This window comes from Oerskovia sp. Root918, assembly GCF_001428945.1.
GTDB classification, from domain to species: Bacteria; Actinomycetota; Actinomycetes; order Actinomycetales; family Cellulomonadaceae; genus Oerskovia; species Oerskovia enterophila.
Genome location: NZ_LMJG01000012.1, coordinates 230,380 through 257,379, shown reverse-complemented (window position 1 = coordinate 257,379; position 27,000 = coordinate 230,380). Strand labels below are relative to the sequence as shown.

22 protein-coding genes are annotated in these 27,000 nt (G+C 72.7%); 16 read left to right on the top strand and 6 right to left on the bottom strand.

The features are described 5' to 3' along the window. The first annotated feature begins 34 nt into the window (after positions 1-34). The 7 genes from ASE27_RS10595 (at position 35) to ASE27_RS10565 (ending at position 7,361) form a co-directional block, all read left to right on the top strand. Entirely contained in the window at positions 35-1,306 is a 1,272-nt protein-coding gene (locus ASE27_RS10595) for a sugar ABC transporter substrate-binding protein (protein ID WP_056649611.1), read from the top strand. 78 nt (positions 1,307-1,384) lie between these two features. Further along, positions 1,385-2,398 (top strand): carbohydrate ABC transporter permease, encoded by a 1,014-nt coding sequence (locus tag ASE27_RS10590; RefSeq protein WP_235535411.1) that lies wholly within the window; start codon positions 1,385-1,387, stop codon positions 2,396-2,398. After that, positions 2,395-3,327, top strand: coding sequence for a carbohydrate ABC transporter permease (locus tag ASE27_RS10585; RefSeq protein WP_231907789.1), 933 nt, complete (start codon positions 2,395-2,397; stop codon positions 3,325-3,327). The genes ASE27_RS10590 and ASE27_RS10585 overlap by 4 nt, the downstream gene beginning before the upstream one ends. Before the next feature lie 5 nt (positions 3,328-3,332). Continuing rightward, the gene (locus tag ASE27_RS10580) at positions 3,333-4,439 is read left to right on the top strand and encodes an NAD(P)-dependent oxidoreductase (protein WP_235534315.1); all 1,107 of its coding nucleotides are present in this window, start codon (positions 3,333-3,335) and stop codon (positions 4,437-4,439) included. Next, positions 4,439-5,593 (top strand): dihydrodipicolinate synthase family protein, encoded by a 1,155-nt coding sequence (locus ASE27_RS10575; protein WP_235535410.1) that lies wholly within the window; start codon positions 4,439-4,441, stop codon positions 5,591-5,593. The genes ASE27_RS10580 and ASE27_RS10575 overlap by 1 nt, the downstream gene beginning before the upstream one ends. A gap of 7 nt (positions 5,594-5,600) precedes the next feature. Beyond that, a complete protein-coding gene (locus tag ASE27_RS10570) occupies positions 5,601-6,626 on the top strand; it encodes a hydroxyacid dehydrogenase (protein WP_056649608.1) in 1,026 nt (341 codons plus the stop codon). A gap of 159 nt (positions 6,627-6,785) precedes the next feature. Further along, on the top strand, positions 6,786-7,361 hold the full coding sequence (locus ASE27_RS10565) for a tRNA (cytidine(34)-2'-O)-methyltransferase (protein WP_082608792.1): 576 nt from the start codon (positions 6,786-6,788) through the stop codon (positions 7,359-7,361). 44 nt (positions 7,362-7,405) lie between these two features. On the opposite strand, the gene ASE27_RS10560 is transcribed toward ASE27_RS10565, so the two are convergent. Beyond that, the gene (locus ASE27_RS10560; RefSeq protein ID WP_056649605.1) at positions 7,406-7,825 is read right to left on the bottom strand and encodes a hypothetical protein; all 420 of its coding nucleotides are present in this window, start codon (positions 7,823-7,825) and stop codon (positions 7,406-7,408) included. A gap of 237 nt (positions 7,826-8,062) precedes the next feature. Between ASE27_RS10560 and helR the strand changes: the two genes are divergently transcribed. From helR to ASE27_RS10530, 6 genes are all read left to right on the top strand, one after another. Next, positions 8,063-10,222 (top strand): RNA polymerase recycling motor ATPase HelR, encoded by a 2,160-nt coding sequence (gene helR / locus ASE27_RS10555; RefSeq protein WP_056649602.1) that lies wholly within the window; start codon positions 8,063-8,065, stop codon positions 10,220-10,222. A 118-nt stretch (positions 10,223-10,340) separates the two neighbouring features. Then, positions 10,341-11,327 (top strand): aldo/keto reductase, encoded by a 987-nt coding sequence (locus tag ASE27_RS10550; RefSeq protein WP_056649599.1) that lies wholly within the window; start codon positions 10,341-10,343, stop codon positions 11,325-11,327. Between the two features lie 144 nt (positions 11,328-11,471). Beyond that, positions 11,472-12,029 (top strand): hypothetical protein, encoded by a 558-nt coding sequence (locus ASE27_RS10545; RefSeq protein ID WP_139107608.1) that lies wholly within the window; start codon positions 11,472-11,474, stop codon positions 12,027-12,029. A gap of 139 nt (positions 12,030-12,168) precedes the next feature. Continuing rightward, positions 12,169-12,888 carry a YcnI family protein gene (locus tag ASE27_RS10540; protein ID WP_082608833.1) on the top strand — a complete coding sequence of 240 codons (720 nt, stop codon included), beginning with the start codon at positions 12,169-12,171 and terminating at the stop codon, positions 12,886-12,888. Between the two features lie 8 nt (positions 12,889-12,896). Next, positions 12,897-14,576: a copper resistance CopC/CopD family protein gene (locus ASE27_RS10535; RefSeq protein ID WP_056649594.1), complete on the top strand. Its 1,680-nt coding sequence runs from the start codon at positions 12,897-12,899 to the stop codon at positions 14,574-14,576. Beyond that, a complete protein-coding gene (locus tag ASE27_RS10530) occupies positions 14,573-15,199 on the top strand; it encodes a DUF1775 domain-containing protein (protein ID WP_056649591.1) in 627 nt (208 codons plus the stop codon). Before ASE27_RS10535 ends, ASE27_RS10530 begins: the two co-directional genes overlap by 4 nt. A gap of 68 nt (positions 15,200-15,267) precedes the next feature. On the opposite strand, the gene ASE27_RS10525 is transcribed toward ASE27_RS10530, so the two are convergent. Beyond that, entirely contained in the window at positions 15,268-16,743 is a 1,476-nt protein-coding gene (locus tag ASE27_RS10525; RefSeq protein WP_056649588.1) for a xylulokinase, read from the bottom strand. 46 nt (positions 16,744-16,789) lie between these two features. Then, complete coding sequence (gene xylA / locus ASE27_RS10520; RefSeq protein ID WP_056649586.1) at positions 16,790-17,971, bottom strand: xylose isomerase; 1,182 nt, start codon at positions 17,969-17,971, stop codon at positions 16,790-16,792. A gap of 93 nt (positions 17,972-18,064) precedes the next feature. On the opposite strand from xylA, the gene ASE27_RS10515 reads away from it, so the two are divergent. Together ASE27_RS10515 and ASE27_RS10510 are read left to right on the top strand one after the other, a co-directional pair. Further along, positions 18,065-19,372 (top strand): ROK family protein, encoded by a 1,308-nt coding sequence (locus ASE27_RS10515; RefSeq protein WP_056649582.1) that lies wholly within the window; start codon positions 18,065-18,067, stop codon positions 19,370-19,372. 144 nt (positions 19,373-19,516) lie between these two features. Beyond that, the gene (locus ASE27_RS10510; RefSeq protein ID WP_056649579.1) at positions 19,517-20,290 is read left to right on the top strand and encodes an ABC transporter ATP-binding protein; all 774 of its coding nucleotides are present in this window, start codon (positions 19,517-19,519) and stop codon (positions 20,288-20,290) included. Positions 20,291-20,385: 95 nt separating this feature from the next. Here ASE27_RS10510 and mgrA read toward each other — a convergent pair whose 3' ends face one another. Further along, positions 20,386-21,429 (bottom strand): L-glyceraldehyde 3-phosphate reductase, encoded by a 1,044-nt coding sequence (mgrA, locus tag ASE27_RS10505; RefSeq protein WP_056649576.1) that lies wholly within the window; start codon positions 21,427-21,429, stop codon positions 20,386-20,388. A 44-nt stretch (positions 21,430-21,473) separates the two neighbouring features. Then, the gene (locus ASE27_RS10500) at positions 21,474-22,523 is read right to left on the bottom strand and encodes a LacI family DNA-binding transcriptional regulator (protein ID WP_056649573.1); all 1,050 of its coding nucleotides are present in this window, start codon (positions 22,521-22,523) and stop codon (positions 21,474-21,476) included. Between the two features lie 238 nt (positions 22,524-22,761). Between ASE27_RS10500 and ASE27_RS10495 the strand changes: the two genes are divergently transcribed. Beyond that, positions 22,762-25,764 (top strand): discoidin domain-containing protein, encoded by a 3,003-nt coding sequence (locus tag ASE27_RS10495; protein WP_082608790.1) that lies wholly within the window; start codon positions 22,762-22,764, stop codon positions 25,762-25,764. An 80-nt stretch (positions 25,765-25,844) separates the two neighbouring features. Here ASE27_RS10495 and ASE27_RS10490 read toward each other — a convergent pair whose 3' ends face one another. Further along, entirely contained in the window at positions 25,845-26,915 is a 1,071-nt protein-coding gene (locus tag ASE27_RS10490; RefSeq protein WP_056649570.1) for a LacI family DNA-binding transcriptional regulator, read from the bottom strand. Positions 26,916-27,000 lie beyond the last annotated feature (85 nt).

The window sequence follows — 27,000 nt, the reverse complement described above, 5'->3', positions numbered from 1 at the left end:
GGTAGTCATCGTTCGACGTCAAAGGAGCACGAAAATGACCATGCCGAAGAAGCACGTGGTGACCGCGATCGCCGCGATCGCCAGCCTCGGCGCCCTCACCGCGTGCAGCGGTGGCGGCACGACCGGCAGCTCGACCCCCGTCCCCTCGGACGGCGCGGCCTCGGGCTCGGTGACCATGTGGACCTACCCCGTCATCGCCGACGAGGCGGCCCACAAGAAGTTCTGGGACGAGCAGATCGCCGAGTTCACGGCCGAGAACCCGGACGTCGACGTCAAGGTCGAGATCTACCCGTGGGCCGGCCGCGACGAGACGCTCGCGACGGGCATCGCGGGCGGCAAGGGCCCCGACGTCGTCTACCTGATCCCCGACCAGCTCCCCAAGTACGCGAAGTCCCTCGCGGCGGTCGACAACTACATCACCGACAACACGGGCGACCTGCGCGAGAACGCCGCGAAGTCCGTGAGCATCGACGGCGCCATGATGGGCGCGCCGCTGATCATGAACTCGAAGCCGCTCGTGTGCAACGCCGCGGCGTTCGACGCGATCGGCGAGTCGGGCAACTACCCCGCCACGTGGGACGACCTGATGACCCTGGCCCCGAAGTTCAAGGACGCCGGGTACGACGTCACGAACTACTGGGGCGCGGTCGACGCGACGCTCAACGAGTCCTTCTACCCGCTGCTGTGGCAGGCGGGCGGCTCGGTGTTCTCCGAGGACGGCACGAAGGTCGCGTTCGACTCCCCCGAGGGCGTCGAGGCGCTCCAGTTCGTCACGGACCTCGCCGAGGGCGGGTTCGTCGAGAAGGACCTGCTGACGACCATCCCGGCGTTCGAGCAGACCCGCACCGCGCAGGGCAAGATCGCCTGCACGTGGCAGCAGGGCCCCGGCGACGTCGCGAGCTTCTGGGGCGAGGAGAACACGGTCGTGCTCCCCTCCCTCAAGCAGGCCGAGTCGATCGGCTACGGCACGGTCGGCTCGCTGGCCCTCATGAAGAAGGCCGAGAACCTGGACGCGGCGGGCAAGTGGCTCGCGTTCGCCACGCGCCCCGAGGCGTCGGCCGAGTACGCGAAGGCTGCGGGCTGGTTCACGCCCTACACCTCGCAGACGGGCCTGTACGGCGACGACGCGACCATGGCGGCCCTCGAGGCCACGCTCGACGCGACCACCTCGGGTGACCTCAACGAGAAGTCGCGCGAGGTCATGGGCATCCTCGCCCCGGAGATCCAGGCCGCGCTCATCGGCCAGAAGACCCCTGAGCAGGCCATGAAGGACGCGGCCGCTGCCGCGAACCCGCTCCTCGGCTGATCTCGCACCACACCCACCGGGCCGGGAGGCCGCCGCTGACGCGGCCCCCGGCCCGGTGAGGCGAAGGAGAAGAACCTCATGACAGCAACCACCCCGTCCGGAGACGTCCTCGGGACAGGCGTCCAGGGCTCCGTGCCCGACGGCGCCACGCCCGTCGCGCGGAGCACGTCCGGTGGGTCCTCAGGCCCGTCGGGCGGGACCGGCCCGACAGGCCCATCAGCGTTCCGCCGCACCATGGCCCGCCGCGAGGCCCGTATCGGCCTGCTCTTCGCGCTCCCGGCCTTCCTGCTCTTCCTCGCCTTCCGCTTCGGACCGGCGATCGCTGGCGTGGGGCTGAGCTTCTTCGACTACACGATCGGGGACACGGCCCAGTGGACCGGCCTCGACAACTTCGAGCGCATGGTCAACGACCCGATCTTCTGGTCCGCGATGCGCGTGACCCTGATCCTCAGCGTCCTGATCGTGCCGCTGTCGCTCGCGATCTCGACCTTCATGGCGCTCCTGGTCCGCCGTTCGTTCCGTGGGTCGGGCTTCTACCGCTCGGTGTTCTTCCTGCCCGTGGTCACGAGCCTCGTGCTCGCTGCGACCGTGTTCACGTGGGTCTTCTCGACGGGCGGACCGTGGTCGCAGCTCATGGGACTGATCGGCCTGTCGACCGACTCGTGGCTCGGCAGCACGACCCTGGTCCTGCCGGCCCTGGCGCTCGTGTCGATCTGGTCGCGCTTCGGGTACGGGATGCTCATCCTCCTGGCCCGCATGCAGGACCTGCCGCGCGAGCTCGAGGAGGCCGCGGCGCTCGACGGCGCGAACGCCTGGCACCGCTTCTGGCACATCATCATGCCGCAGCTCAAGCCGACCCTGTTCTTCCTGGCGGTCATCGAGACCACGGCCTCGTTCCAGATCTTCGACCTCGTCTACACCATGACGGGCGGCGGACCGGCGCGCGCGAGCTACAGCCTCGTCTACCAGATCTACGACCAGGGCTTCAAGTACTTCGACCTCGGCTACGCCAGCACGCTCGGCGTCGCCCTGTTCATCATCACCATCGTCGTTGCGTTGGTGCAGCGTCGCCTCATCGGGAGGGACAAGTGACCACGCTCGCCACCCCCGGCACCCCGGGACACCCCGGGACCGCTGCCGGTACCACCAGCCCGACCGACCTCACGCCCAAGGTGCGTCGCAGGCGCAGCAAGAGCTCGGGCATGGACCTGACGCTGCGCGGCAAGATCGTGCGGTACGTCGTGCTGAGCCTCGCCGCGGTCGTCACGATCTTCCCGTTCTACGCGATGGTCGTCCTCTCGCTCAAGCCTGCGGCGGCGATCCAGTTCCCGCAGAGCCTGATCCCCACGAACCTGGGCTTCGCGGCCTACGAGCGCGTGCTCGGCGCGGGCAACATCTGGACCTGGTTCGGGAACACGCTCATCTACTCGGTCGTGTCCGTGGTGCTGGTCCTGGCGTTCTCCGCGATGGCCGGCTACGCGTTCGCCAAGAAGAAGTTCCCGGGCCGCGAGGCCATGTTCTGGTCGTTCCTCGCGATGGTCATGGTCCCGTACCACGTGACCCTCATCCCGACCTTCATCCTCATGGCGCAGGTCGGCGGCCTGGACACCTACTGGGGCCTGATCCTGCCGACGCTCGCGAACGCGCAGGCCGTGTTCCTCATGCGGCAGTTCATCATGGACATGCCGGACGAGCTCTTCGAGGCCGCCAAGCTCGACGGCGCCTCCGAGTGGCGCATCTTCACGCGCATCGTGCTGCCCCTGTGCAAGCCGATCCTCGCGACGCTCGGCACGTTCGTCTTCCTGTGGCACTGGAACGACTTCCTGTGGCCGCTCATCATGGGCCAGGGCACCGACCACTGGACCCTGACCGTGGGTATCGCGTCGCTGCAGCAGCAGGACGTGCCGCTCAACATGATCCTCGCCGGCGCGACCATCTCCTTCGTGCCGATCTTCGCCGCCTACCTCGTGGCCCAGCGCTACTTCCAGGAGGGCGTCACCATGTCCGGAATCAAGGGATAGCACTCGTGTCTTCGACCTCACCCAGCCCCCTGCCCGCCGCCGCCGTCGCACCTGCCGGCCCCTCCGCCGTCGGGCGTCCCGCCGGTCCCTCGTCGCTCGCCGAGCTCGAGGACCTGCTCACCACCCCCTCGCCCGCGCTCGTCGCGGACATGGCCGCCCGCTCGGGCGACCTGGTCGTCCTGGGAGCGGGCGGCAAGATGGGCCCAAGCCTCACGGTCCTCGCGCGACGCGCGCTCGACGCCGCGGGCCGCACCGGCGACGCGGTCCACGCAGTCTCCCGCTGGTCGGACCCGGCCCAGGCCGACCACCTGCGCGACGCGGGCGTGAACGTCGTGACGGCGGACCTCATGACGGGCGACCCCGCCGTCCTCGCCGGCCTGCCCGACGGCGCGGACGTCGTCTACATGGTCGGCGCCAAGTTCGGCACGTCGTCGGCCCCCTCGCTCGCATGGGCCGCGAACGCCGCGCTCGTGAGCGACGTCGCGCGCCGCTACGCGGACTCGACCATCGCGGCCTTCTCGACCGGGAACGTCTACCCGCTCGTGCCCGTGTCCTCGGGCGGCTGCTCCGAGGACGACCCGACCGGGCCCGTCGGCGAGTACGCCATGAGCTGCCTCGGGCGCGAGCGCCTGTTCCAGCACGCGGCCCTCACGCGCGGCACCAAGGTCGCGAACATCCGCCTCAACTACGCGGTCGACCTGCGCTACGGCGTGCTGTGCGACGTCGCGGCGCCCCTCCTCGCGGGCGAACCGGTCGACCTGACGACGAGCCACGTCAACGTCGTGTGGCAGGGGTACGCGAACGAGGTCGCGCTGCGCGCGCTCGGCCACGCGTCGTCCCCCGCGTTCACGGTCAACCTCACGGGCCCGGAGACCGCGTCGGTGCGTCGCCTCGCGGGGCTGCTCGGTGCGGGCCTGGGCCGCGAGGTCTCGTTCACGGGCACCGAGGCCGGCACGGCGCTGCTCAACGACGCGAGCCTGTGCCACGAGCTGTTCGGCTACCCCGACGTCTCGCTGCGCACGCTCGTCGACTGGCAGGCGCAGTGGCTCGCGGCGGGACTGCCCACGAGCGGCAAGGCCACCAAGTTCACCGTGCGCGACGGGAAGTTCTGATGGGTTCGACCGCCCGCGCCATGAAGCCCGACTCGCTCGCGCTCCTGCGTGCCGGCACGGTCATCCCGGCCCAGCCGCTCGCGCTGACCGCCGACCGCCGGTTCGACGAGCGCCGCCAGCGCGCCCTGACGCGGTACTACCACGCGGCCGGGGCCGGCGGCGTGGCCGTGGGCGTGCACACGACGCAGTTCGAGATCCGCGACGTCGGGCTGTACCGGCCCGTGCTCGAGATGGCGGCCGAGGTCTCGCGCGAGACGACGGGCGGGAACGCGCCCGCGGGATCCTCGGTCACCGGCCCGCGCCCGCTCGTCCAGGTCGCCGGAGCCTCGGGACCGACGGCCCAGGCCGTGGCCGAGACCCAGGTCGCCGCGGAGCTCGGCTACGACGCGGTGCTCCTCGCACCGCGTGTCGCGGGGCTGAGCGGCACGCGCGAGGAGGTCGAGCGCTACCTGCTCGACCGTGCGCGGGCCGTGGGCGAGGTCCTGCCCGTGATCGGCTTCTACCTCCAGGAGGCGATCGGCGGGCCGCGGCTCTCGGTCGACTTCTGGCGCGAGTTCGCCGCGATCGAGGCCGTCGTGGCCGTCAAGGCCGCGCCGTTCAACCGGTACCGGACCATCGACGTGCTGCGCGGCGTGGCCGAGTCCGGCCGCGCCGACCAGATCTCGCTCTACACGGGCAACGACGACGCGATCATCGCCGACCTGGTCTCCGAGGTCGACTTCCCGGTCGCGGGGAGCACGAGCCCGTACACCGCACGCTTCGTGGGCGGCCTGCTCGGTCAGTGGGCCGTGTGGACGCGCGGCGCGGTCGAGACCCTGCGCCTCGCCCAGGCCGCGCGCGGCGTCACGTCCGACGGCACGCTCACGGTGCCCGACGACGCGGCCCTGCGCCTCCTGGTCGCCCGTCAGACCGGGCTCACCGACGCCAACGCCGCGGTGTTCGACTCCACGAACGACTTCGCGGGGGTCATCGCCGGGGTGCACGAGGTGCTGCGCCGCCAGGGGCTGCTCGAGGGAATCTGGTGCCTCGACCCCGCCGAGACGCTGTCGCCCGGGCAGGCCGACGAGCTCACGCGCGTCACGGCCGCGTACCCGTGGCTCGGCGCGTCGGACGACGCGTTCATCGCCGAGCACCTCGACGCGTGGCTGGCATGATTCCCCGATGAGCCGCACCGCGAGCGTCGTCAGCGTCTCCCCCGCGCTGCGGGCCGAGTTCTTCACGCCCGCGGCGTGGGAGACGCTGGGCACCCTGACCGACGTCCTGCTCGTCGACGACCCGGCCACGCTGGGGGCGACGCTCGACGCCCGGACAGGCGCTGCGTCGTCGGGCCCCTCGCGGGCGGAGGTGCTCGTCATCTCGTGGGGCACGCCGCGCCTCGACGCCGCGCTGCTCGATCGCATGCCGGGCCTGCGGCTGGTCGCGCACACGGGCGCGAGCGTCAAGCCGTTCGTCACGCCCGAGCTGTTCGCGCGCGGCGTGCGCGTGACGCAGGCCGGGCAGGGCATGGCGCAGTCGGTCGGCGAGGTGTCGGTCGTGTTCGCCATGGCCCTGCTGCACCAGCTCCCGCGGTTCCACCACGGTCTCGCGTCGGGCGCCTCGTGGGAGGACGCCGAGGACGCACCGCCCAGGTACGAGATCGCCGGCACACGTGTCGGCGTGATCGGCGCGTCCCGGACCGGGCGGGCGGCGATCACCATGCTGCGCGCGCTCGGGGCCGAGGTCGTGGTCGCGGACCCGACGCTGTCGGCCGCGGACGCCCGGGCCCTGGGCGTCGCGCTGGTGAGCCTCGACGACCTGCTCTCGACGAGCCGCATCACCATGGTCCACGCGCCCACGCTGCCCGAGACGCACCACCTGGTCGGGGCGCGCGAGCTCGCGCTCATGCCCGACGGCGCCGGTCTCGTCAACACCGCCCGGTCGTGGCTGACCGACGAGGACGCGCTGCTGCGCGAGGTCGCGAGCGGACGGATCGACGCGGCGCTCGACGTGTTCGACGCCGAACCTCTGCCCGTCGACCACCCGCTGCGGACCCTGCCGAACGTGCTGCTCACGCCGCACCACGCGGCCGCGACGGTCCAGGGCCGGCTGCGCCAGGGGGCGATCGTGGTCGAGGAGATCGGGCGCTTCCTCGCGGGCGAGCCGTTGCAGCACGAGGTCGACGCGGCCGCGCTCACGCGGACGGGCTGAGGCCCTTCCCCCGATCGGTTGTCAGAAGTGAGCCGGGGCATACCCCGCTCCGCTTCTGACAACGTGGCGCCGCACCGACTGGTTGTCAGAAGTGAGCCGGGCCCTACACCGGCTCACTTCTGACAACTGGTCTCCCGCGGCGGTGGGAGAATCGAGACCATGCCCGACGACGCACCCACCACTTCCGCGCCCGCACCTTCGCCCGGGGTCACCGGTGCCGAGGACTGGCGACCGCACCTCGGCACCGACGCCGAGCGCCCGGCCCCGACGCTCCCCCACCTCGTGTTCTTCGAGCCCCGCATCCCCGGCAACACGGGCAACGCGATCCGCCTCGCGGCCGTGACCGGCGCCCGCCTGCACCTGGTCGAGCCGCTGGGCTTCGACCTCGACGAGCCCAAGCTCCGCCGGGCGGGCCTGGACTACCACGACCTCGCCGCGATGGAGGTGCACGCCGACCTCGAGGCCGCGCTCGCGTCGATGCCCGAGGCCCGCGTCTTCGCGTTCACGACCAAGGCCACGACCCGGCACACCGACGTCGAGTACCGCCCGGGCGACATGCTGCTGTTCGGCCCCGAGCCCACGGGACTGCCCGACGAGGTCCTGGCCCACCCGCGCATCACCGACCAGGTCAAGATCCCCATGCTGCCCGGGCGACGGTCGCTCAACCTCACCAACAGCGCGTCGATCGCGATCTACGAGGCGTGGCGTCAGACGGGGTTCGCGGGCGGGGTCTGACCCACGGGACTCGGTCAGGTCGCCAGGAGGAACGGCTCGACGGGTCAGCCGCCGACGATCGAGAGCCGACCGGACTGGACGTCCTGGACGATCACCTGACCCGGTGCGCCGACCTGCGGGAAGGCGTTGGCGACGATGACGGCCCCCGCGACGACGCAGGCCACCACGACGACGAGCCACCGGGAACCGGGGCGCTGGTGGGACCCGGCAGCGTACTGCCACGTCGAGAGGTCGAGGTTGCCGAACCTGTCGACCGCGTGCGCCTGGAACACCTGGGCCAGGATCCTCAGCACGTACGAGACCCCGCCCAGCAGGATCCCGACCGCCAGGAGGGGGAAGACCCGGCGACCGCGGGGCCTCGCGGGCGCGGGCTCAGCCGTCTCCGTGGCCGGGGAGTCCTCGCCCGGATCGAGGTCGTCGAAGGTCTCGGCGTCGACGGGGACCAGCTCGATGGGATGCACCATCCGTGCATCCTGGCGGAAGGGACGCCCTGCGGGCCGGAGGGGCTGGGAACGGGGAGTGTTCACCCCTTCCACTCTCAAGATATAGCGCACGGGGGGCCTTGCGGCAAGGCCCCGGTGCTCCCGCAGAATGGTCGATCTCAGCCGCGAGCAGTGGGATGGAGAACCTCGGTCATGCGCGCTTCCTCGTCAGTCTCCCGGTCGCCCCGCACCCGCACGAACCCGATCGGAGCCCTTCGCGTGCCCTCTCAGGACGACAGCCCGTTCGACCTTCCCGAACGCCTCTCCGCGAAGGCCGACCCGGCGCTGATCGCCGCCGACGAGCGGCACCTCGCCGCGATCGCCGCGACCCTCGAGCACTCGGTGGCCGACCTGTCGGGACGCCTCGACGCCGCGCGCCGGGCACCGGGCGGGTCCGGCACCGAGGCGCTCGAACGGGACCAGGAGATCCACCGGCTCAGCTCCCGGCTGCGACTCCTGCAGAGGTACGGGATCGACCTGTGCCTCGGGCGCCTGGTGCCGGCCGACGGGTCCGAGCCCGTCTACGTCGGGCGCCTCGGCCTGACCGACGCCGCCGGCCGGCGCCTGCTGGTCGACTGGCGGTCGCAGCCCGCCGAACCGTACTTCGCGGCCACGCGCGCGCACCCCATGGGGCTCGCGAGCCGCCGCCGGTATCGCTGGACGGGCGGGCGGATCAGCGACTACTGGGACGAGTCGTTCACCGCGGACGGTCACGACGACAGCGTGGCGCTCGACGACGAGTCGGCCTTCATCGCGAGCCTCGGGACCAGCAGGTCTCCCCGCATGCGGGACGTGCTGGGCACCATCCAGTCCGACCAGGACGCGATCGTGCGTGCCGACTCGCGCGGTGCCCTGGTCGTCGACGGTGGCCCGGGCACGGGCAAGACGGTCGTCGCGCTGCACCGCGCGGCATTCCTCCTCTACTCCGACCCGCGTCTGGGCCACCACCACGGCGGCGTGCTGTTCGTCGGACCGCACGAGCCCTACCTCGCGTACGTCGCCGACGTGCTGCCGAGCCTCGGCGAGGAGGGCGTGCAGACGTGCACGCTGCGCGACCTCGTCCCCGAGGGGGCGGCGGCGGTGCCAGAGACCGACCCCGAGACGGCCCGGCTCAAGGCGTCGGCACGCATGGTCGCGGCGGTCGAGCCCGCGGTGCGGTTCTCCGAACGACCACCGACCGAGGGCATGGAGGTCGGGACCCCGTGGGCCGACGTCTGGCTCAGCACGGCCGACTGGGCGGAGGCGTTCGCGTCCCCGGACCCCGGCACCCCGCACAACGACGCGCGCGACGAGGTCTGGGAAGCGCTCCTGACGATCCTCGTCGACAAGCACACCGACGAGACCGAGGACGTGCCCGAGGAGCAGGTCCGCCGGTCGCTGCGCCAGAACAGGGACCTGGGCACGGCGTTCAACCGGGCCTGGCCGCTCATCGAGGCGACGGACCTCGTCGCGGACCTGTGGTCGGTGCCGGCCTACCTGCGGATGTGCGCCCCCTGGCTCACGCCCGAGGAGGTCCGGGCCCTGCAGCGCGACGACGCCCAGGCCTGGACCGTCGCCGACCTGCCGCTCCTCGACGCGGCGCGCCAGCGCCTCGGCGACCCCGAGGAGTCGCGCCGACGACGCCGGAACCGGGCCGCCGCAGCGGCTGAGAGCGCACGAATGGCCGACGTCGTCGACCACCTGATCGCGACCGACGACTCCGAGCTGCACGTCATGTCGATGCTGCGCGGGCAGGACCTCCAGGGCGCGCTGGTCGACCCCTCCGCGCTCGAGACCGCGCCACCGGACCTGCTCGCAGGACCGTTCGCGCACGTCGTGGTGGACGAGGCGCAGGAGCTGACGGACGCCGAGTGGCAGATGCTGCGCCTGCGTTGTCCTTCAGGGAGCTTCACGATCGTGGGCGACCGCGCGCAGGCCCGGCACGGGTTCACCGAGTCGTGGGACGAACGGCTCGCACGGGTCGGGCTCGACCGGGTCCGCTCGGCCTCGCTGAGCATCAACTACCGGACCCCGGAGGAGGTCATGGCGGAGGCCGAGCCGGTCATCCGGGCCGCGCTCCCCGACGCCAACGTGCCCACGTCGGTCCGTCGCTCCGGGGTCCCGGTGGTGCACGGGCGCACGGCAGACCTGGACTCGATCCTGGCGACCTGGCTCGCGACGCACGACGACGGCACCGCGTGCGTGATCGGCTCCCCCACGGTCGCGGGCACGCCGCGCGTCCGCTCGCTGACCCCGGTCCTCGCCAAGGGGCTCGAGTTCGACCTGGTGGTCCTGGTCGACCCGGGGTCGTTCGGCGAGGGGATCGAGGGAGCGGTCGACCGCTACGTCGCGATGACGCGCGCGACCCAGCAGCTCGTGGTCCTCGCTGACGGTCGCTGACGCCTGCTGCCCCGCGGACGCCGCGCGCCAGGGAGGTACCGCCAGGAACTCCCTGCCTCCGACCGGTGCCCGTAGCGTCGAGGTGGACCGATCGTCAGCACGACCTCAGGAGGACGGCATGGAGAAGCGAACGCTGGGCCAGGGGCTCGAGGTGTCCGCGCTCGGGCTCGGCTGCATGGGCATGAGCCAGAGCTACGGGCCCAACCCCGGTGGCCGGGACGAGATGATCGCGGTGCTGCGCGGCGCCGTCGAGCGGGGCGTGACGTTCTTCGACACGGCCGAGGTGTACGGGCCGTACGTGAACGAGGAGCTCGTGGGCGAGGCGCTCGAGCCGCTGCGCGACCAGGTGGTCCTCGCGACCAAGTTCGGCTTCGACATCCGTGACGGGAGGTCGGTCGGGGTGGACAGCCGTCCCGAGCAGATCCGCCGCGTCGCCGACGCGTCGCTCGCTCGCCTGCGCACGGACCGGATCGACCTGTTCTACCAGCACCGCGTCGACCCCGCGGTGCCCATCGAGGACGTCGCGGGCACTGTCGCGGAGCTCGTCGCCGAGGGCAAGGTGGCGTACTTCGGGCTCTCGGAGGCCGGCGCAGCCACGATCCGCCGCGCCCACGCGGTGCACCCCGTGACCGCGCTGCAGAGCGAGTACTCGCTGTGGACCCGGGAGATCGAGGCCGAGATCCTGCCGACCCTCGACGAGCTCGGCATCTCGCTCGTGCCGTTCAGCCCGCTCGGCAAGGGGTTCCTCACGGGCACCGTGGACACCTCGACGGAGTTCACCCCGGGCGACGTCCGCACCCTGATCCCGCGTTTCAGCGAGGAGAACAGGGCCGCCAACCAGGCGCTGGTCGACCTCGTCAAGGAGGTCGCCACGGCCCACCGCGCGACCCCCGCCCAGGTCGCGCTGGCCTGGCTGCTGGCCCAGCGGCCGGACATCGTCCCCATCCCGGGCACGCGTCGGCTGTCGCGCATCGAGGAGAACCTCGGCGCGACCACGCTCGACCTTCCCGCGGCCGACCTCGCGGCGCTGGGCGAGGCCGCCACGCGCCTGGGCGTCGCCGGGGCGCGCTACAACGAGGCGATGCAGAAGATGACCGGGCTCTAGAGCCGGTCGCGTCCGGACGGCCCGACGCGGGGCGTCCGGACGCTCGCGGACGGCCAGGACGGCCGGGACGACCGTGCGGCCGTCGGTACGGACGTTCGTGGACAAGGGGTCCCTCTCCGGCGATCCGCCCGCTACAGTCGTCGCGTGCTGTCGCCGGGTGTCGGTCTGCTGCGCGGGGTTCGAGCAGGGTTGCTCGCCACCGCGGTCGTCGGGCTGTCCCTGGTCTCGCACGGGCTGGCCGGCGGTGCGCCCCCGGGGGCCGTTCCCGTGGTCGTGCTCGTGATGGTCACGGCCGTGCTGCTCCGCTCGCTCGTCGGGCGTCGGGTGGCGCTCCCGTACCTCCTGGGCGTCCTGGGTCTGGGCCAGCTCGCCTTCCACTACACGTTCGAGCAGTGCGCCCTGCTCTCGAGCGCCTCCGCGCCGGCGCACGCGCACGCCTCGGACCGCCCCGAGGTGATGCTGGCCGCCCACGTGGTGGCGACGCTCGTGGTCTCGGTGTTCCTGACCCACGCCGACCGCGTGCTGTGGGCACTGTGGTCGTGGCTCACGATGCGCTCGGTCCCCAGGGCCGTGCCTCTCCCTCTCGCCCGCGGGCGCAACCCCCTCTTCCTCCCTCTGGTCGTTCCCGTCCTCACGGCCCCGGGCCGTGGGTCGGTCCGGGGCAGAGCCCCTCCCGTCGTGGTCCTCGCAGCAGCACCTTGACCTCGATCGCGGCCCAGCCGCGATCCGCTCCCTGCCGCCCGGGCACGTGCCCGGCGACAGCCGGCGCCGCGACGGCTCTCGTCCGTGCGGCGCCCCGAGCGACCCTGCGTCCCACCACGGAAGGCCTGTGCCTCAGATCATGAAGCGTCCACTCCAGCTCCTCACCGTCGCCGCGGCGACGACCACGCTCCTCGCGCTCGGTGCGAGCGGCGCGTCCGCCCACGTGTCGGTCGACCCCGACACGACCACCGCGGGCTCCTACGCCCTGCTGACCTTCGGCGTCCCGCACGGCTGCGGGGAGTCCGCGACCACGAAGGTGTCCATCCAGATCCCCGAGCCGATCACGAGCGTCACCCCCACGGTCAACCCCGGCTGGGACGTCGAGAAGGTCATGGTGACGCTCGCGACCCCGATCGACGACGGTCATGGCGGCCAGCTCACCGAGCGCGTGGGCGAGATCGTCTACACCGCGAGGGCCCCGCTGCCCGACGGCTACCGGGACGCCCTCGTCCTCTCGACCAAGCTCCCCGACACGGTCGGCGAGACCCTCGTCTTCCCGACCGTCCAGACCTGCCAGGAGGGCGAGTCCGCCTGGGTGCAGGTCGCGGCCGAGGGCGAGGACCCGCACGACCTCGACCTGCCCGCACCGGTCCTGACCGTCACGGCTGCGGAGGACGAGGCCGCGCACGGCGACACCGAGACGGTCTCCGACGAGTCCGCGACCGTCGAGGCCGTGGCGGCGCCCGCCGAGCCGTCCTCGACGCCCCTCGTCCTGTCGTGGGTCGCCGTCGTCCTCGGCGCCGCGGGGCTCGCCCTGGGCGGGGCCGCGTTCGTGCGCGGCCGCCGCAGCCAGGGCTGAGATCGGCCATGGACCTCTCCCGCGCTGCGCGCGGGGCGGTGGCGTTCGTCGTGGCGGCCGTGGCCGGGGTGGTGCTGATGCTCGCATCGGCCACCCCGGCCACGGCCCACGCCGTGATCGTCGACACCGATCCTCGGGACGGCACCGTCCTCGAGGAGCCCCCGGCCCGGCTGACCCTGACCTTCAACGAGCCCGTCCAGGTCGTCCCCGACGGCATCGTCCTGCTCGACGCCGCAGGCAGCACGCTCCCCATCACGGCCGGCGCCGTCGACTCCCGTGTCGAGATCGCGGTGCCCGGCGAGCTCGACGACGGGACGTACGTCGTGAGCTGGCGCGTCACGTCCGGTGACACCCACCCGGTCGCGGGCGCTCTCACGTTCTCGGTCGGTGCCCCCAGCACCAGCGTCGCGGCCGCCCCTGCCGACCCGGCCTCGCCCGCGGTGACCGTCCTGCGTCAGGTCGCGCAGGCCGTCGTCTATGCAGGGACGCTCGGGGTGGGCGGACTCGTGGTGTTCGAGCTCCTCCTGCTCGACGCGACTCCCGGGGCCATGCCCACGCTCCGCCGTCGGCTCCAGCGGACCCGTCGCCTGCTCGCGACCTGCGCCGGAGCGGCCCTGCTGGTGTCCGTCCCCGTCACTGCGCTGTGGCAGGGCGGCCGGGGCGCGAGCGCCCTGGTCGACTCGTCGTTCTGGCGTGCGGCGCTGACGTCCGAGTCGGCGCTGGCCGCCCTCCTCGGCCTGACGGGCCTAGCAGTGGCCGTCCTGGCGTGTCCCCGGGCGGGGAGTGCGACGCGCGCGCGATGGCCGCTCCCCGCGGCGCTCGGCGGCGCCGCGCTGGCGGTGACCTCGCTCTCGGTCGTGGGACACACCCGCACGTTCGGTCCCGTCTGGCTCGTGCTCGGCGCGGACGTCCTGCACGTGGTCGTCGGAGCCGTCTGGTTCGGCGGCATCGTGGGCCTCTGCCTCCTGCTGTCCAGGTCCTCGGGCGCGTCGGCCCAGCGCGCCGCCCGCACGGTCGTGCGCTTCTCGGGCGTGGGCGCTTGGCTCGTCCTCGCGCTCGCACTGACCGGGATCCTCCTCGCCTGGCGCATCCTCGGCTCGCTCGACGCCCTGCTGACCACGGGGTACGGACGAACGCTCCTGGTCAAGGTCGGCCTCGCGCTCGTCCTCGTGGTGATCGCCGCGTGGAACCGGTACCTGCTCGTCCCGCACATCACCTCCGACCCCGTCGGCCTGGGGCGCCTGCGCCGGACCGTCGCGACCGAGGCCGTGCTGCTCGTCGTCCTCCTGGGGGTGACCGGGGTGCTCGTCTCGCAGAGCCCGGTCCCGGCGAGCGCGACGCCGCCGGAGTCCGCCGCACCGCGGTCGCAGGTGTTCGACGAACCTCTGGGGACCGGGTCGCTCCAGGCCAGGGTCACCCCGGGCGCGCTGGGCATCAACTCGCTCGAGCTGACGCTGCTCGACGCCGACGGTGCCCCGCTCGAGCCCGTCGCGCTGCCGGAGGTCCGGACGACCCAGGCGGAGCTGGGGATCGGACCGTTCACCCCGACCCTGACCCGCACGGGTCCGGGGACGTACCTCGCCTCGATCGACCTCCCGCTGGCCGGGACGTGGGACGTGGCCGTCAGCGTCCGCACGTCGACGTACGACAACCCGGTCGTCTCGCTCCCCGTGGAGGTGGTCTCGTGACGCGCACCGGTCGGCCGCGGTCCTCGTCCGCCCGCCTCGTGGCGCGCTCGGCCGCGGTCCTCGGTCTGAGCGCTCTGCTCTGCGTGTCCGGGGCCCACGGAGCCTCGGCGCACGTCCTGCTCGAGACCGCGGCGCCGAACGGGGACGGCACGACCACGCTCACCTTCTCGTTCGAGCACGGGTGCGACGGGCAGCCCACCACGGCTCTCGACGTCTCGCTGCCCGACGGGGTCGAGGCGATCTCGACGACGCAGCCGGACGGCTGGTCCTCGACCCAGGACGGGGCCTCGGTGCGCTGGTCCGGGACCCCGGTCGAGGACGGCACGCCCGCGCGGTTCGAGCTGGTCGCCACGATCACGGGCGACGTCGGCCAGGCCTTCGTGTTCCCGACGACGCAGACCTGCACCGAGGGCTCGACCGACTGGGTCGACGTCGATCCCTCCGCAGCGCATCCCGCACCGAGCTTCGTCGCGACCAGCGCGACGCTCGTCCCGCGGCCGGCCCAGCCGGTCGCCTCGGCAGGTGGCGGCGCGAGCCTGTCGCAGACGCTCGCCGTGGTGGGTGCGTCGACGCTCGCGGCGGCAGCGACGGGCACCTGGTGGGTCCGCCGACGGAGGCGGTGAGCCACGAGACGGACGAAGGGCCGTCGTTCCTGGAGGAACGACGGCCCTTCCGGCCACGGCACCCGACCTCAGGTCAGGTCGCGCACCGCCGCGTACTGCGCACGGGTCCCGGGCTCGGGAGCCGCGTCGTAGTCGCTGCTCGACGACGTCTCCCACCTCGGGGCCTCTGCCGCACCCGACAGCACCCAGGCTGCCTGGCGAGCGGCGCCGTCGGCCACGTACTCGCCCGGCTCGGGGACCGAGACGGGCAGGCCGAAGACCTGCGGCGCGATGCGCCGGACCGCCTCGGACTGCGCGCCGCCGCCGATCAGCAGCAGCCGCTCGACCCGGACCCCCTGCTCGCGCAGGGCGTCGAGACCGTCGGCCAGACCGCACAGCATGCCCTCGACCGACGCCCGCGCGAGGTGCTCGGGCGTCATGGTGGACAGCCGCATGCCGTGCAGCGTGCCGCTCGCGTCGGGACGGTTGGGCGTGCGCTCGCCCTCGAGGAACGGGACGAGCACGAGCCCGTCGGCCCCCGCGGGCGCCTGGAGCGCGAGCCGGGACAGCCCCGCGTGGTCCACGCCCAGCACCCGCGCGGTCGCGTCGAGGACGCGGCTCGCGTTGAGGGTCACCCCGAGCAGCAGGTAGTTGCCCGTGGCGTCGGCGAAGCCGTTGACGAGCCCGCTCGCGTCGGCCGTGGCCGACGTGGCGATCGCCGAGACGACGCCCGAGGTCCCGATCGAGACCGCGACGTCGCCGGCGCCCATGCCGAGCCCCAGGGCCGCGGCCGCGTTGTCGCCCGCACCGGGCCCGATCAGGGCCCCGCCGCTCACCGCGGCACCGGCGACGGTGGCCGAGGCCACCCCGCCGTCCTCCCCCGGGCCGAGGACCCGGGGCAGCACCACGTCGGAGCGTCCGAGCGCGAGCTCGAGCAGGTCGGTGCGGTACGCACCGCGCCCGTCCTCGGCCGAGGCGTCGAAGTAGCCCGTCCCCGACGCGTCGGAACGGTCGGTCACGAGCGCGCCGAGGTCGGGCTCGAGGCCCTCGCTCCGCGGGCCGTAGCCGGCGATCCGCCACGTCAGCCAGTCGTGCGGGAGCGCGACGGCCGCGACGCGCGCGGCGTACTCCGGCTCGGCGTCGCGCAGCCAGCGCAGCTTGGTGACCGTGAGCGACGCGACGGGCACCGAGCCGACGGCCTCGGCCCATGCCTTGGCGCCGGCGCCGGGGTCCCCGGCACCGAGCTCACGGATCAGGTCGACCGCGGCACCGGCCGAGCGGGTGTCGTTCCACAGGAGCGCGGGACGGATCACCTCGCCGTCGGCGTCGAGCACGACCATGCCGTGCTGCTGCCCGCCCACGGCCAGGGCCGCGACGTCGTCGAGCCCGCCCGCGACGCGGACCGCGGTCCCGAACGCCGTCCACCAGGCGTCGGGCGAGACCTCGGTGCCGTCCGGGTGCGACGCCGAGCCGGAGCGCACGAGCGCCCCGGTCACGGCGTCACGGACGACGACCTTGCAGGACTGCGTCGACGAGTCGACCCCCGCGACGAGACCGCCGCTCATGCTGCACCCCCGCGCGTGTCCGCGGCCGGCACGATTGCGCCCCTCATCAGCCGATCAGGTGCTTGAGCGCGAGCTGGTTGAGGCGCACGAAGCCGAAGTCACGCTCGGCGGCGGCCTCGACGTCGAACTCCTCGTAGGCCGAGCGGTCCGCGAGCAGGTCGGCGACGGACTCGCCCGCACCCAGCGTGCTCTCGCCGAGCTCGAACACGCCCGAGTGCTTGAACGCGGCCTGGACCTCGGGGTCGGCCCGGTACTCGGCGGACTTGCGCGCGAGCATCGAGTAGGTCTCCATGTTGGCCTTGGCGGAGTCCCAGACGCCGACCTCGTTCTCGGTGCGCGAGGGCTTGTAGTCGAAGTGGCGGGGGCCCTCGTAGCGGGGTCCGCCGTTCGGGAAGCCGTTCTCGATGAGGTCGACCGTGAAGAACGCGGAGAGCAGGTCGCCGTGACCGAACACGAGGTCCTGGTCGAACTTGATGGACCGCTGGCCGTTGAGGTCGATGTGGAAGAGCTTGCCGGCCCACAGCGCCTGCGCGAGGCCGTGCGTGTAGTTCAGGCCCGCCATCTGCTCGTGGCCCGTCTCCGGGTTGAGGCCCACGATGTCGCCGTGCTCGAGCTGCGCGATGAGCGCGAGCGCGTGCCCGATCGTCGGGAGGAAGATGTCGCCGCGGGGCTCGTTGGGCTTGGGCTCGAGCGCGATCTTGATGTCGTAGCCCTGGTCCTTGATGTACGCGGCGGTGAGGTCGAGGCCCTCGGCGTAGCGCTCGTGCGCGGAGTGGAGGTCCTTGGCGCCGTCGTACTCGGTGCCCTCGCGGCCACCCCACATGACGAACGTCTTGGCGCCGAGCGAGGCGGTGAGGTCGACGTTGCGCAGCACCTTGCGCAGCGCGTAGCGACGGACGCCGCGGTCGTTCGAGGTCAGGCCGCCGTCCTTGAAGACCGGGTGGCTGAAGAGGTTGGTCGTGACCATCTCGATGGTCAGGCCGGTCTCGTCGGCGGCCTTCTTGACCTCGCCGAGGAGCTGCTCGCGCGTCGCGTCGTCCGAGCCGAAGGGCACGACGTCGTCGTCGTGGAACGTGAAGCCCCACGCACCGAGGTCCGCGAGCTTGCGGACGGACTCGGCCGGGTCGAGGTGGGGGCGGCTGGCTCCGCCGAACTGGTCCTGGCCGGTCCACCCCACGGTCCACAGGCCGAAGGAAAAGTTGATGTTCTGCTCGGTCGCGTCAGCCACGACAGTCTCCTCGTCGAGATGGGCCGGCTCCTCGAGCAGGCCGCCATTTGTTGTATGGATGAACTTATGTGGTCCTGTCGGTAAGGTCAAGACGTGAACCGCGACGAGTCCTCGACCAGCGTCAGGACGCCCACCAGGGGGCGCTCCACGGCCGCCCGCCAGCACACCCTGCGCGAGTACAACCTCGCCCTGGTCTCGCAGGCGATCTTCGACGCCACGACCCCCAGGTCGCGCGCAGACATCGCCGGGAGCACGGGCCTGACCCGCGCCACGGTGTCCGTCCTGGTCGACCAGCTCATCGAGGCACGGCTCGTGCGCGAGCTCCCACCCGCGACGCCCCTTCGGGCAGGCCGCCCCGCCGTCCCGCTCACGCCCGCCGAGCGGACCGTCGTCGGGCTGGGGCTCGAGGTCAACGTCGACTACCTGGGCGGCACGGTCCTCGACCTCACCGGTCAGGTCGTCGCGCAGGAGGTCGTCCCGGGCGACCTGCACGGCAGCGACCCCGCCGAGGTCCTCGGGCGCCTGGGCGCCCTGGCCCGCCGCCTCGTCGAGGAGGTCGAGGCCCAGGACATGCAGGTCGCGGGCGCACGGCTCGCCCTGCCCGGCCTGGTCGACGCGCGCGCAGGTCGCCTCCAGGTCGCCCCCAACCTCGGCTGGTCCTCGTTCCTGCCCGTCCCGCTGCTCGGCCTGCCCGAGCGCCTGCCGGTCCAGATCGCCAACGAGGCCAACCTCGCCGGGCTCGCCCAGCTCGTGGCCCCGGCCTCGCCGGGCGAGGGGGACCCGCGCGCGGGCTCGACGATCGCACGCGCACCGTCTCCCGGGCCCGACGACGTCGCTCCCCCCGTGCCGTCGTCGTTCCTGTACGTCTCGGGCGAGGTGGGCATCGGCTCCGCGATCGTGATCGACCGCGAGCTCTTCCTGGGCAACCGGGGCTGGAGCGGCGAGATCGGGCACGTCGTGGTCGACCCGCACGGGCCCCGGTGCCTGTGCGGGGCCACGGGCTGCCTCGAGCAGTACGCGGGCAAGGACGCGATGCTGCGCGCGGCCGGCATCCCCCTCGACGCACCCGTCGAGAGGTTCCTCGACGCGCTCGAGGAGGGCGCGCCGTCGGCCCTCGACGCCGCCGCCTCGGCCGGGACCGCGCTGGGGCGCGCGCTCGCGAACTTCGTCAACCTCATCGACATCGAGACCGTGCTGCTCGGCGGGATCTACACCGACCTGCTGCCGCACCTGCGCGAGCCCCTGACGGCCGAGCTCACGACGCGCGTCCTCGCGTCGCCGTGGACCGAGCTCGACCTGCGGCCCGCGCTCGTGGCCGGGCACGCAGCCATGATCGGCGGCGCGCGGACGGTGCTGCGGGACGTCGTCGCGTCGCCGTCGGCATGGACGACCAGCGACTGACGCACGCCCGTCGCGCGCGCGGTGGGGTGCAGGTGTGACCTGCGCCGCACCGGAGACCGGGAGAACGCGGGTACCGTCGTTCGTTGGACCATCGGGGACACCCACGCCCCCGCACCGGTTGACCCACCCTCGGAAGGACCGCGCATGACGACGACCCACACCCTCCAGGCGCGCGACCTCTGGGCCGGGCACGGCGGCGCCGACGTCCTGCGCGGCGTCTCGATCGAGCTCTCGGCGGGCCAGGAGCCCGTGGGGATCGTGGGCCCGTCGGGCGTCGGGAAGTCGACGTTCATCAGCGCGCTGCTCGGCGAGATCAAGCCCTCGAGCGGGACCGTGACGTGGGGCGGGCGCACCGTGACCCGCCTGGGCCGTCGCGACAAGAAGACCTTCAAGGCCGCCGTGCGGCGCGTGTCGCAGGACGGCCTGCCCGGGATCGACCCCGCGAGCACCGTGACGCACGTGCTCAAGTCCGGGCTGACCGACGCACGCAAGGGCGGGCGCCCCTCGGGCCAGTCGATCGAGGACCTGCTCGACCTCGTCGCGCTCGAGCACCGCTACACCGACCGGCCGCTGCGCACCCTGTCGGGGGGTGAGCGCCAGCGCGTGGCCCTGGCCCGGGCCCTCGCGACGCGCCCGGACATCCTGCTGCTCGACGAGCCGCTCACCGCGCTCGACCCGACCATGCGCGGCGAGATCGCCGGGCGCGTCAAGGACGCCGCGGCACAGCTCGGGACAGGTGTGCTCCTGGTGTCCCACGACCTCGAGCTCGTGCACCGCATGACGACGTCCGCGCACCTGCTGGTCGACGGGGAGTTCGTCGAGTCCGGCCCGCTCCAGCAGGTCCTCGCCGAGAGCGAGCACCCCGTGGTCCGTGAGCTCGCAGAGGCCGCCCCGCTCGCGGTCCAGCGCTGGAGCTGAGCGGAGCGGCCCGGTTCCCGGCCCCCCCCGGGGCGCCGGACCCATGGCCGGTCGGACGGCTCGACGCCGCCCGACCGACCGTCAGGACACCGTGCTCAGCGCGTCGTGCCGTCGACCGCGAACGGCTCGATCGCCGCGATCTCCTCGGCCGTGAGCGCGGGGGCGTCGAGCGCGGCGACGTTGTTCTCGAGCTGCGCGACGCTGCTCGCGCCCACGAGCGCCGAGGTGATGCGCTCGTCGCGCAGGACCCAGCTCAGGGCGAGCTGCGCGAGCGACTGGCCCCGTCCGGCTGCGATCTCGTTCAGCGCGCGGGCACGCTCGAGGTACGTCTCGGAGATCGCGGTGGGCTTGAGGAAGTGCCCGACGGCGGCGCGCGAGTCCGCGGGCACCTCGCCCGAGAGGTAGCGGTCCGTCAGCAGGCCCTGCTGGAGCGGCGAGAAGACGATGGTGCCGACGCCGAGGTCCTCGACGACGTCGAGCAGGTTCTCGCCGTCGTCGTGCCCGGCCTCGGGCAGCTCGACGTGCCGGTTGAACATCGAGTAGCTGGGCTGGTGGATGAGCAGCGGGGTACCCAGGTCGGCGAGGATCTGCGCGGCCTCGCGCGTCTGCGACGGCGAGTAGTTGGACACGCCGACGTACAGCGCGCGTCCGCTCACCACGGCCGTGTGGAGCGCGCCCATGGTCTCCTCGAGCGGGACCGTGGGGTCGAACCGGTGCGAGTAGAAGATGTCGACGTAGTCGAGGCCCATGCGGGCGAGCGACTGGTCGAGCGAGGACAGCAGGTACTTGCGCGAGCCGCCGTCGCCGTAGGGGCCGGGCCACATGTCGTAGCCGGCCTTGCTCGAGATCACGAGCTCGTCGCGGTAGGGGCGCAGGTCGCGCGCGAGGTGGCGCCCGAAGTTCTCCTCGGCCGAGCCGTAGGGCGGGCCGTAGTTGTTCGCGAGGTCGAAGTGCGTGATCCCCAGGTCGAACGCGCGGCGCAGGATCGCGCGCTGGTTGTCGAACGGGTTGACGTCACCGAAGTTGTGCCAGAGGCCCAGCGACAGTGCAGGGAGGGCGAGTCCGCTGCGACCGGAGCGCCGGTACGTCATGGACTCGTAGCGGTCGTCGGCAGCGAGGTAGCGGGGTGCAAGAGGCATGCTGCCATTCTGCACCCCGGGTCCGGTCGGGGTCTCCGGCTTTCTCAGGCCGAGTCGCGCACCACGAGGGTCGGGTCGAACACGACCGAGCGCACCTGGCGCTCGCCCTCGGCGATCTGCCCGATGAGGAGCCGCGCCATCTCGGCCGCCATCTCCTCGACGGGCTGGCGCACGCTCGTCAGGGCCGGGCGGCACAGGGGCGCGATCGAGCTGTCGTCGAACCCGACCACGGCGACGTCCTCGGGGACGCGCAGGCCACGGGCCTGGATCGCGTGCACGGCACCCTGGGCCATGTAGTCGTTCGCGGCGAACACGCCGTCGAGCCCGGGGACGGTGTCGAGGAGGCGTTCCATCGCGGCCTCACCGCCCTCGAGCGTGAACTCGCCCGAGACCTCGGGTACGTACGCGCGCCCGTGCCGCGAGACCTCGTCACGGAAGCCCGCGAGGCGTTCCTCGGCCGCGTAGAGGCCCGAGGGCCCCGAGATGACGGCGAGCTCGTCGCAGCCGCGCTCGATGAGGTGCTTGGCCGCGAGCCGCGCGCCGTCGCGGTTGGCGACGTCGACGAAGCTGATGGGCAGCGCAGGCTCGGGACGCGCGAACAGGACCGCGCGCTGGCCGGCCTCGACGAGCATGCCGGGCAGGGGGTCGTCGGCCTGCGCGGCGACGAGGAGCGCACCGTCGGCGTTGCCCTGGCGGAGGTAGGTCATGACCTGGGCGCGCGCGTCGTCGGTCTCGGCGAGCATGAGCACGGGGTGCAGGTCGTGGGGGCGCAGGGCGCGCACGAACGCGGCGACGATGCGGCCGAAGAACGGGTCCGCGAAGACCTGGCCGGTCATCTGGTTGCCCTCGATCTCCGGGTCCACGCCTGAGATCACGACCGCGACCGTGCCCGTCCTGCCCGTGACGAGCGAGCGGGCCGCGCGGTTGGGCACGTACCCCGTCTCGACGATCGCCTTCTCGACGACCGCCTTGAGGTCGGGCGCGACCTGGCGCTTCTGGTTGATCACCCGGGACACCGTGGCGCGCGAGACTCCCGCCACCCGGGCGACGTCCTCGAGCGTCGGGGGCGTCGAGACTCGGCCGTCCTCACGCATGGGGCGAGGCTAGCAGCGCGGAGCGCGCTCCTGGGACAGCCCCGGGCCCGACGGCGGAGCGCGGCCCTGCGCGTCGGGTCGCGCCCGGCTGTCGCGAAGATCGCGGGAGAGCGCTCTCTTGACGCCGGACCCGCTCCCCTGAATACTGGCCGACATCGTGAGAGAGCGCTCTCTCACGACGTGCGTCCTGCTCGGCGTAGAGCCTGGACGCGGTCGACGACGACCTAGGAGAGAACCGATGCCCTTCTCGCCCCTTCCCACCGTGCCGCCTGCGGCACCCGTCCCGCAGCGCCGGAGACGCCCGTCCCGCCGAGGAGCCGGAGCGGCCCTCGCCCTGGCGGTCGCGGCGGCAGGCCTCGCGGTCCCGCTCGTCCCCGCGGCAGCGGCCGACGGCCCCACGCTCCTGTCCCAGGGCAAGCCCGCGACGGCGTCCTCGACGCAGTCGCCCAACGGCTACCAGGCCGGCGAGGCGTTCGACGGCGACGGCGGCAGCCGCTGGTCGAGCCTGGCGGCCGACCCGCAGTGGATCCAGGTCGACCTGGGCCAGCGGGCCACGATCGACCGGGTCGAGCTCGACTGGGAGGGCGCCTACGGCAAGGGGTACCGGATCCAGACCTCCGACGACGGCACGAGCTGGACCACCCTGAGCACCGTGACGAACGGCGACGGCGGGGCGGACGTGCTCGACGTCGACGGCGCCGGCCGCTACGTCCGCCTGCTCGGCGACGTCCGCGGTACGGGGTACGGCTACTCGCTGTGGGAGTTCCGCGTGTTCGGCGAGCCCGCAGGCGGACCGGTCGACCCGGTGGACCCCGTGGACCCGGTCGATCCCACCAACCCCACGGCCTGCCTGACCGACGTGACCGCAGGAGCCACCGCGACGGCCTCGTCGCAGCAGGGCGACTCGACCCCGGCCAAGGCCGTCGACCAGAACACCAGCACCCGCTGGGGCTCTGTGCTCGACACGACCACGTGGACGGGCCAGGACGACGAGTGGCTCCAGGTGGACCTGGGCGAGGCCAACGAGGTCTGTGGCGTGAGCATCCTCTGGGAGGGCGCGTACGGCAAGGACTACGACATCGAGCTCTCGACCGACGGCTCCACGTGGACCTCCGCCGCGCAGGCGCGCAACCAGGACGGCGGGACCGACGTCGTCACGTTCGACACGACCTCGGCGCGCTACGTGCGCTGGCAGGGCGTCGCCCGCGGGACGACGTTCGGGTACTCGATGTACGAGCTCCGCGTCCTGACCCCCGGCGCCTCGATCGACCCGACGACCGACCTGTTCGGCCCGAACGTCTTCGTGTTCGACCCCTCGATGCCGGACTCCGCGATCCAGCACCAGATCGACACCGTGTTCGCCCAGCAGGAGCAGGACCAGTTCGGCCCCGGCCGGTACCAGTTCCTCTTCACGCCCGGTGAGTACGAGGTCGACGCGCGCATCGGCTTCTACACCTCGCTCTCGGGTGTCGGCCAGGACCCGACCGACGTGACCGTGAAGGGCGGCGACTGGGTCGACGCGCAGTGGTTCGGCGGCAACGCGACCCAGAACTTCTGGCGCTCGGCCGAGAACCTGTCGATCACGCCCGACGACGGCATGGCCCGCTGGGCCACGTCGCAGGCGGCACCGTTCCGTCGCATCCAGGTCAACGGCGGCCTGCAGCTCGACTCGTCGGCCTACGGCTGGTCCTCGGGCGGCTACATCGCCGACACGAACGTGACCGGCGTGGTCGAGTCCTGGACCCAGCAGCAGTGGTACGCCCGCGACAGCTCGGTCGGCGAGTGGAAGGGCGGCGTCTGGAACATGGTCTACTCGGGCGTCGAGGGCACGCTGCCCACGGCCGCGACGTGGCCCAAGCCCCCGGTGACCCGGCTCGACACCACGGGCACCGTCCGCGAGAAGCCCTACCTCTACCTCGACGGCGACGAGTGGGCCGTGTTCGTCCCCGAGCTGCGCGAGGGCACGACGGGCACCACCTGGAAGAACGGCCACACGGCCGGCACGTCGGTCCCGCTCGACGACTTCTTCGTGGCCAAGGAGGGCGACACCGCGGCCGAGATCAACGCGGCCCTGGCCGCGGGCAAGAACCTGCTCATGACCCCGGGCGTCTACCGCGTGGACCAGACGATCCAGGTCGACCGGCCCGGGACGGTCGTCCTGGGCCTCGGCTACGCGACGATCATCCCCGAGCACGGCGGCGTCGGCATGCACGTGGCCGACGAGGACGGCATCACGGTCGCCGGCATCCTGTTCGACGCCGCGGTCACCGAGTCCCCGGCGCTGTTCGTCGTCGGCGACGAGGGCGTCCACACCGACCACTCGGACGACCCGATCGTCCTGCACGACGTGTTCATGCGCGTGGGCGGGGCCGTCGCGGGCAAGGTCGACGCGGCCATGATCATCAACGCCGACGACACCATCGTCGACCACGTGTGGTCGTGGCGCGGTGACCACGGCGAGGGCATCGGCTGGGACCTCAACACGTCCGACTACGGGTTCGTGGTCAACGGGGACGACGTCTCGGCGTACGGCCTGTTCGTCGAGCACTACCAGAAGTACAACACCCTGTGGAACGGCGAGCGGGGCAAGACCGTGTTCTACCAGAACGAGCTGCCGTACGACGTCCCGGACCAGGCGGCCTGGCAGAACGGCGACACCCGAGGGTGGGCGGCCTACAAGGTCGCGGACGGCGTGAAGAACCACGAGGCCTGGGGCCTGGGCTCCTACTCCAACTTCACCTCCGACACCGAGGAGACCGAGATCGTCGTCGACGGCGGCTTCGAGGTCCCCCAGGTGGCCGGTGTCAAGATGCACAACATGCTCGTCGTCTCGCTCGGCGGAGAGGGCATCTTCGAGGCCGTCATCAACGGGGTCGGCCCGCGCGCCGACGGACCGGACACCATCCCGAGCTACGTCGCCTTCTACGGTGGTGTCGACGTGACGCCCGCCCCGGCGCTCGACGTGCAGGCCACGGCCGTCACGCGCTGCGTGGCCGGCAAGGTCCAGCTCGCGGTCACGGCGACCAACAAGGAGGGCGCGCCGGTCGACGTCGCGCTCGCCACGCCGTACGGCACCAAGACGTTCTCCCAGGTGGCGGGGGGCAAGCTCGCGGCGCAGAGCTTCAACGCCCGGGCGGCTGCGGTCGCGGCGGGCAGCACCTCGGTGACCGCGACGGGCACGGTCGACGGGGAGGCCGTCACGACGGTCGTGCCCGCGACGTTCGACGGGAGGACCTGCTGACCTCCTGACCGGGTGACCGACCGGCCCGCCCGGGTCCGCGACACGACGTCGCGGACCCGGGCGGGCCGTCGGCCGGCACCTCAGGCCGAGCCGCGCACCACGAGCGCGGGCTCGAACAGCACCGAGCGCACCGCGAGCGTCGGGTCCTCGATGCGCTCGAGGAGGAGCCGCACCATCTCGCCCGCCATCTCCTCGACCGGTTGACGCACGGTCGTCAGGGCCGGGCGGGCGCGCTGCGCGAGCGCCGTGTCGTCGAAACCGATGACCGCGACGTCCTCGGGGACGCGTCGTCCGGCCTCGTGCAGCACGTCGATCGCCCCCTGGGCCATGAGGTCGTTCCCCGCGAAGACCGCGTCGACCCCGGGCATCTGCTCGAGCAGCGTCCGCATCGCGGCGTCACCGCTCTCGATCGTGAAGTTCCCCTCGACCGACGGCACGTAGGCATGACCTCGCCGCGCGAGGGCGTCGCGGAAACCGGCGAGCCGGTCGCTCGCCGCGAGCACGCCGAGCGGGCCGGAGATCGCGGCCGGGGCCGTCCTGCCGTCGGCCACGAACCGCTCCGCCGCGAGCGCTCCCCCGTCCCGGTTGGCCAGGTCGACGAAGCTGATCGGGAGCGGCGCGGTCGGGCGCGCGAACAGCACGGCGGGGCGCCCGACCTCGACCAGGAGGGCGGGCAGCGGGTCGTCGGCGCGGGTCGAGACGTGCAGGACGCCGTCGGCGTTGCCCTGCCGGACGTACGAGACGACCTGCGCCCGGGCCGCGTCGTCCTCGGCGAGCATGAGGACCGGGTGCACGTCGTGCGGGCGCAGGGCCCGGACGATGCCCGCGACGATGCGCCCGAAGAACGGGTCGTCGAACACGTGGCCCGCGTAGCGGCTCCCGCCCGACCCGGGGTCGGTCACGGGATCCGTCTCGGGGTCCGTCCCGGAGATCACGAGCGCGACGCTCCCCGTCCGGCGCGTCACGAGCGTGCGGGCCGCCCGGTGCGGGGCGTAGCCCGTCTCGGCGACCGCGCTCTGCACGAGCTCCTGGAGGGCGGGCGCGACCTTGCGCTTGCCGTTGATGACGCGCGACGCGGTCGCACGCGAGACACCCGCGACGCGCGCGACGTCGTCGAGCGTCGGGCCGGCGGAAGGACGAGGTGCTGTCACAGGGGTGACGCTAGCACTGATGGGATAGCGCTTTCCCGGCTTCCGCAGACACGCCAACGCCCAGAAGCGAGGCAATCACTGGCTT

What these genes read in the sequence shown, in the direction of transcription:
- ASE27_RS10595 (WP_056649611.1), top strand. Translation starts at nt 35, where the DNA reads ATGACCATGCCGAAGAAGCACGTGGTGACCGCGATCGCCGCGATCGCC.
- ASE27_RS10590 (WP_235535411.1), top strand. Translation starts at nt 1,385, where the DNA reads ATGACAGCAACCACCCCGTCCGGAGACGTCCTCGGGACAGGCGTCCAG.
- ASE27_RS10575 (WP_235535410.1), top strand. Translation starts at nt 4,439, where the DNA reads ATGGGTTCGACCGCCCGCGCCATGAAGCCCGACTCGCTCGCGCTCCTG.
- ASE27_RS10570 (WP_056649608.1), top strand. Translation starts at nt 5,601, where the DNA reads ATGAGCCGCACCGCGAGCGTCGTCAGCGTCTCCCCCGCGCTGCGGGCC.
- ASE27_RS10565 (WP_082608792.1), top strand. Translation starts at nt 6,786, where the DNA reads ATGCCCGACGACGCACCCACCACTTCCGCGCCCGCACCTTCGCCCGGG.
- ASE27_RS10560 (WP_056649605.1), bottom strand. Translation starts at nt 7,825, where the DNA reads ATGGTGCATCCCATCGAGCTGGTCCCCGTCGACGCCGAGACCTTCGAC.
- ASE27_RS10550 (WP_056649599.1), top strand. Translation starts at nt 10,341, where the DNA reads ATGGAGAAGCGAACGCTGGGCCAGGGGCTCGAGGTGTCCGCGCTCGGG.
- ASE27_RS10540 (WP_082608833.1), top strand. Translation starts at nt 12,169, where the DNA reads ATGAAGCGTCCACTCCAGCTCCTCACCGTCGCCGCGGCGACGACCACG.
- ASE27_RS10535 (WP_056649594.1), top strand. Translation starts at nt 12,897, where the DNA reads ATGGACCTCTCCCGCGCTGCGCGCGGGGCGGTGGCGTTCGTCGTGGCG.
- ASE27_RS10525 (WP_056649588.1), bottom strand. Translation starts at nt 16,743, where the DNA reads ATGAGCGGCGGTCTCGTCGCGGGGGTCGACTCGTCGACGCAGTCCTGC.
- ASE27_RS10510 (WP_056649579.1), top strand. Translation starts at nt 19,517, where the DNA reads ATGACGACGACCCACACCCTCCAGGCGCGCGACCTCTGGGCCGGGCAC.
- mgrA (WP_056649576.1), bottom strand. Translation starts at nt 21,429, where the DNA reads ATGCCTCTTGCACCCCGCTACCTCGCTGCCGACGACCGCTACGAGTCC.
- ASE27_RS10500 (WP_056649573.1), bottom strand. Translation starts at nt 22,523, where the DNA reads ATGCGTGAGGACGGCCGAGTCTCGACGCCCCCGACGCTCGAGGACGTC.
- ASE27_RS10495 (WP_082608790.1), top strand. Translation starts at nt 22,762, where the DNA reads ATGCCCTTCTCGCCCCTTCCCACCGTGCCGCCTGCGGCACCCGTCCCG.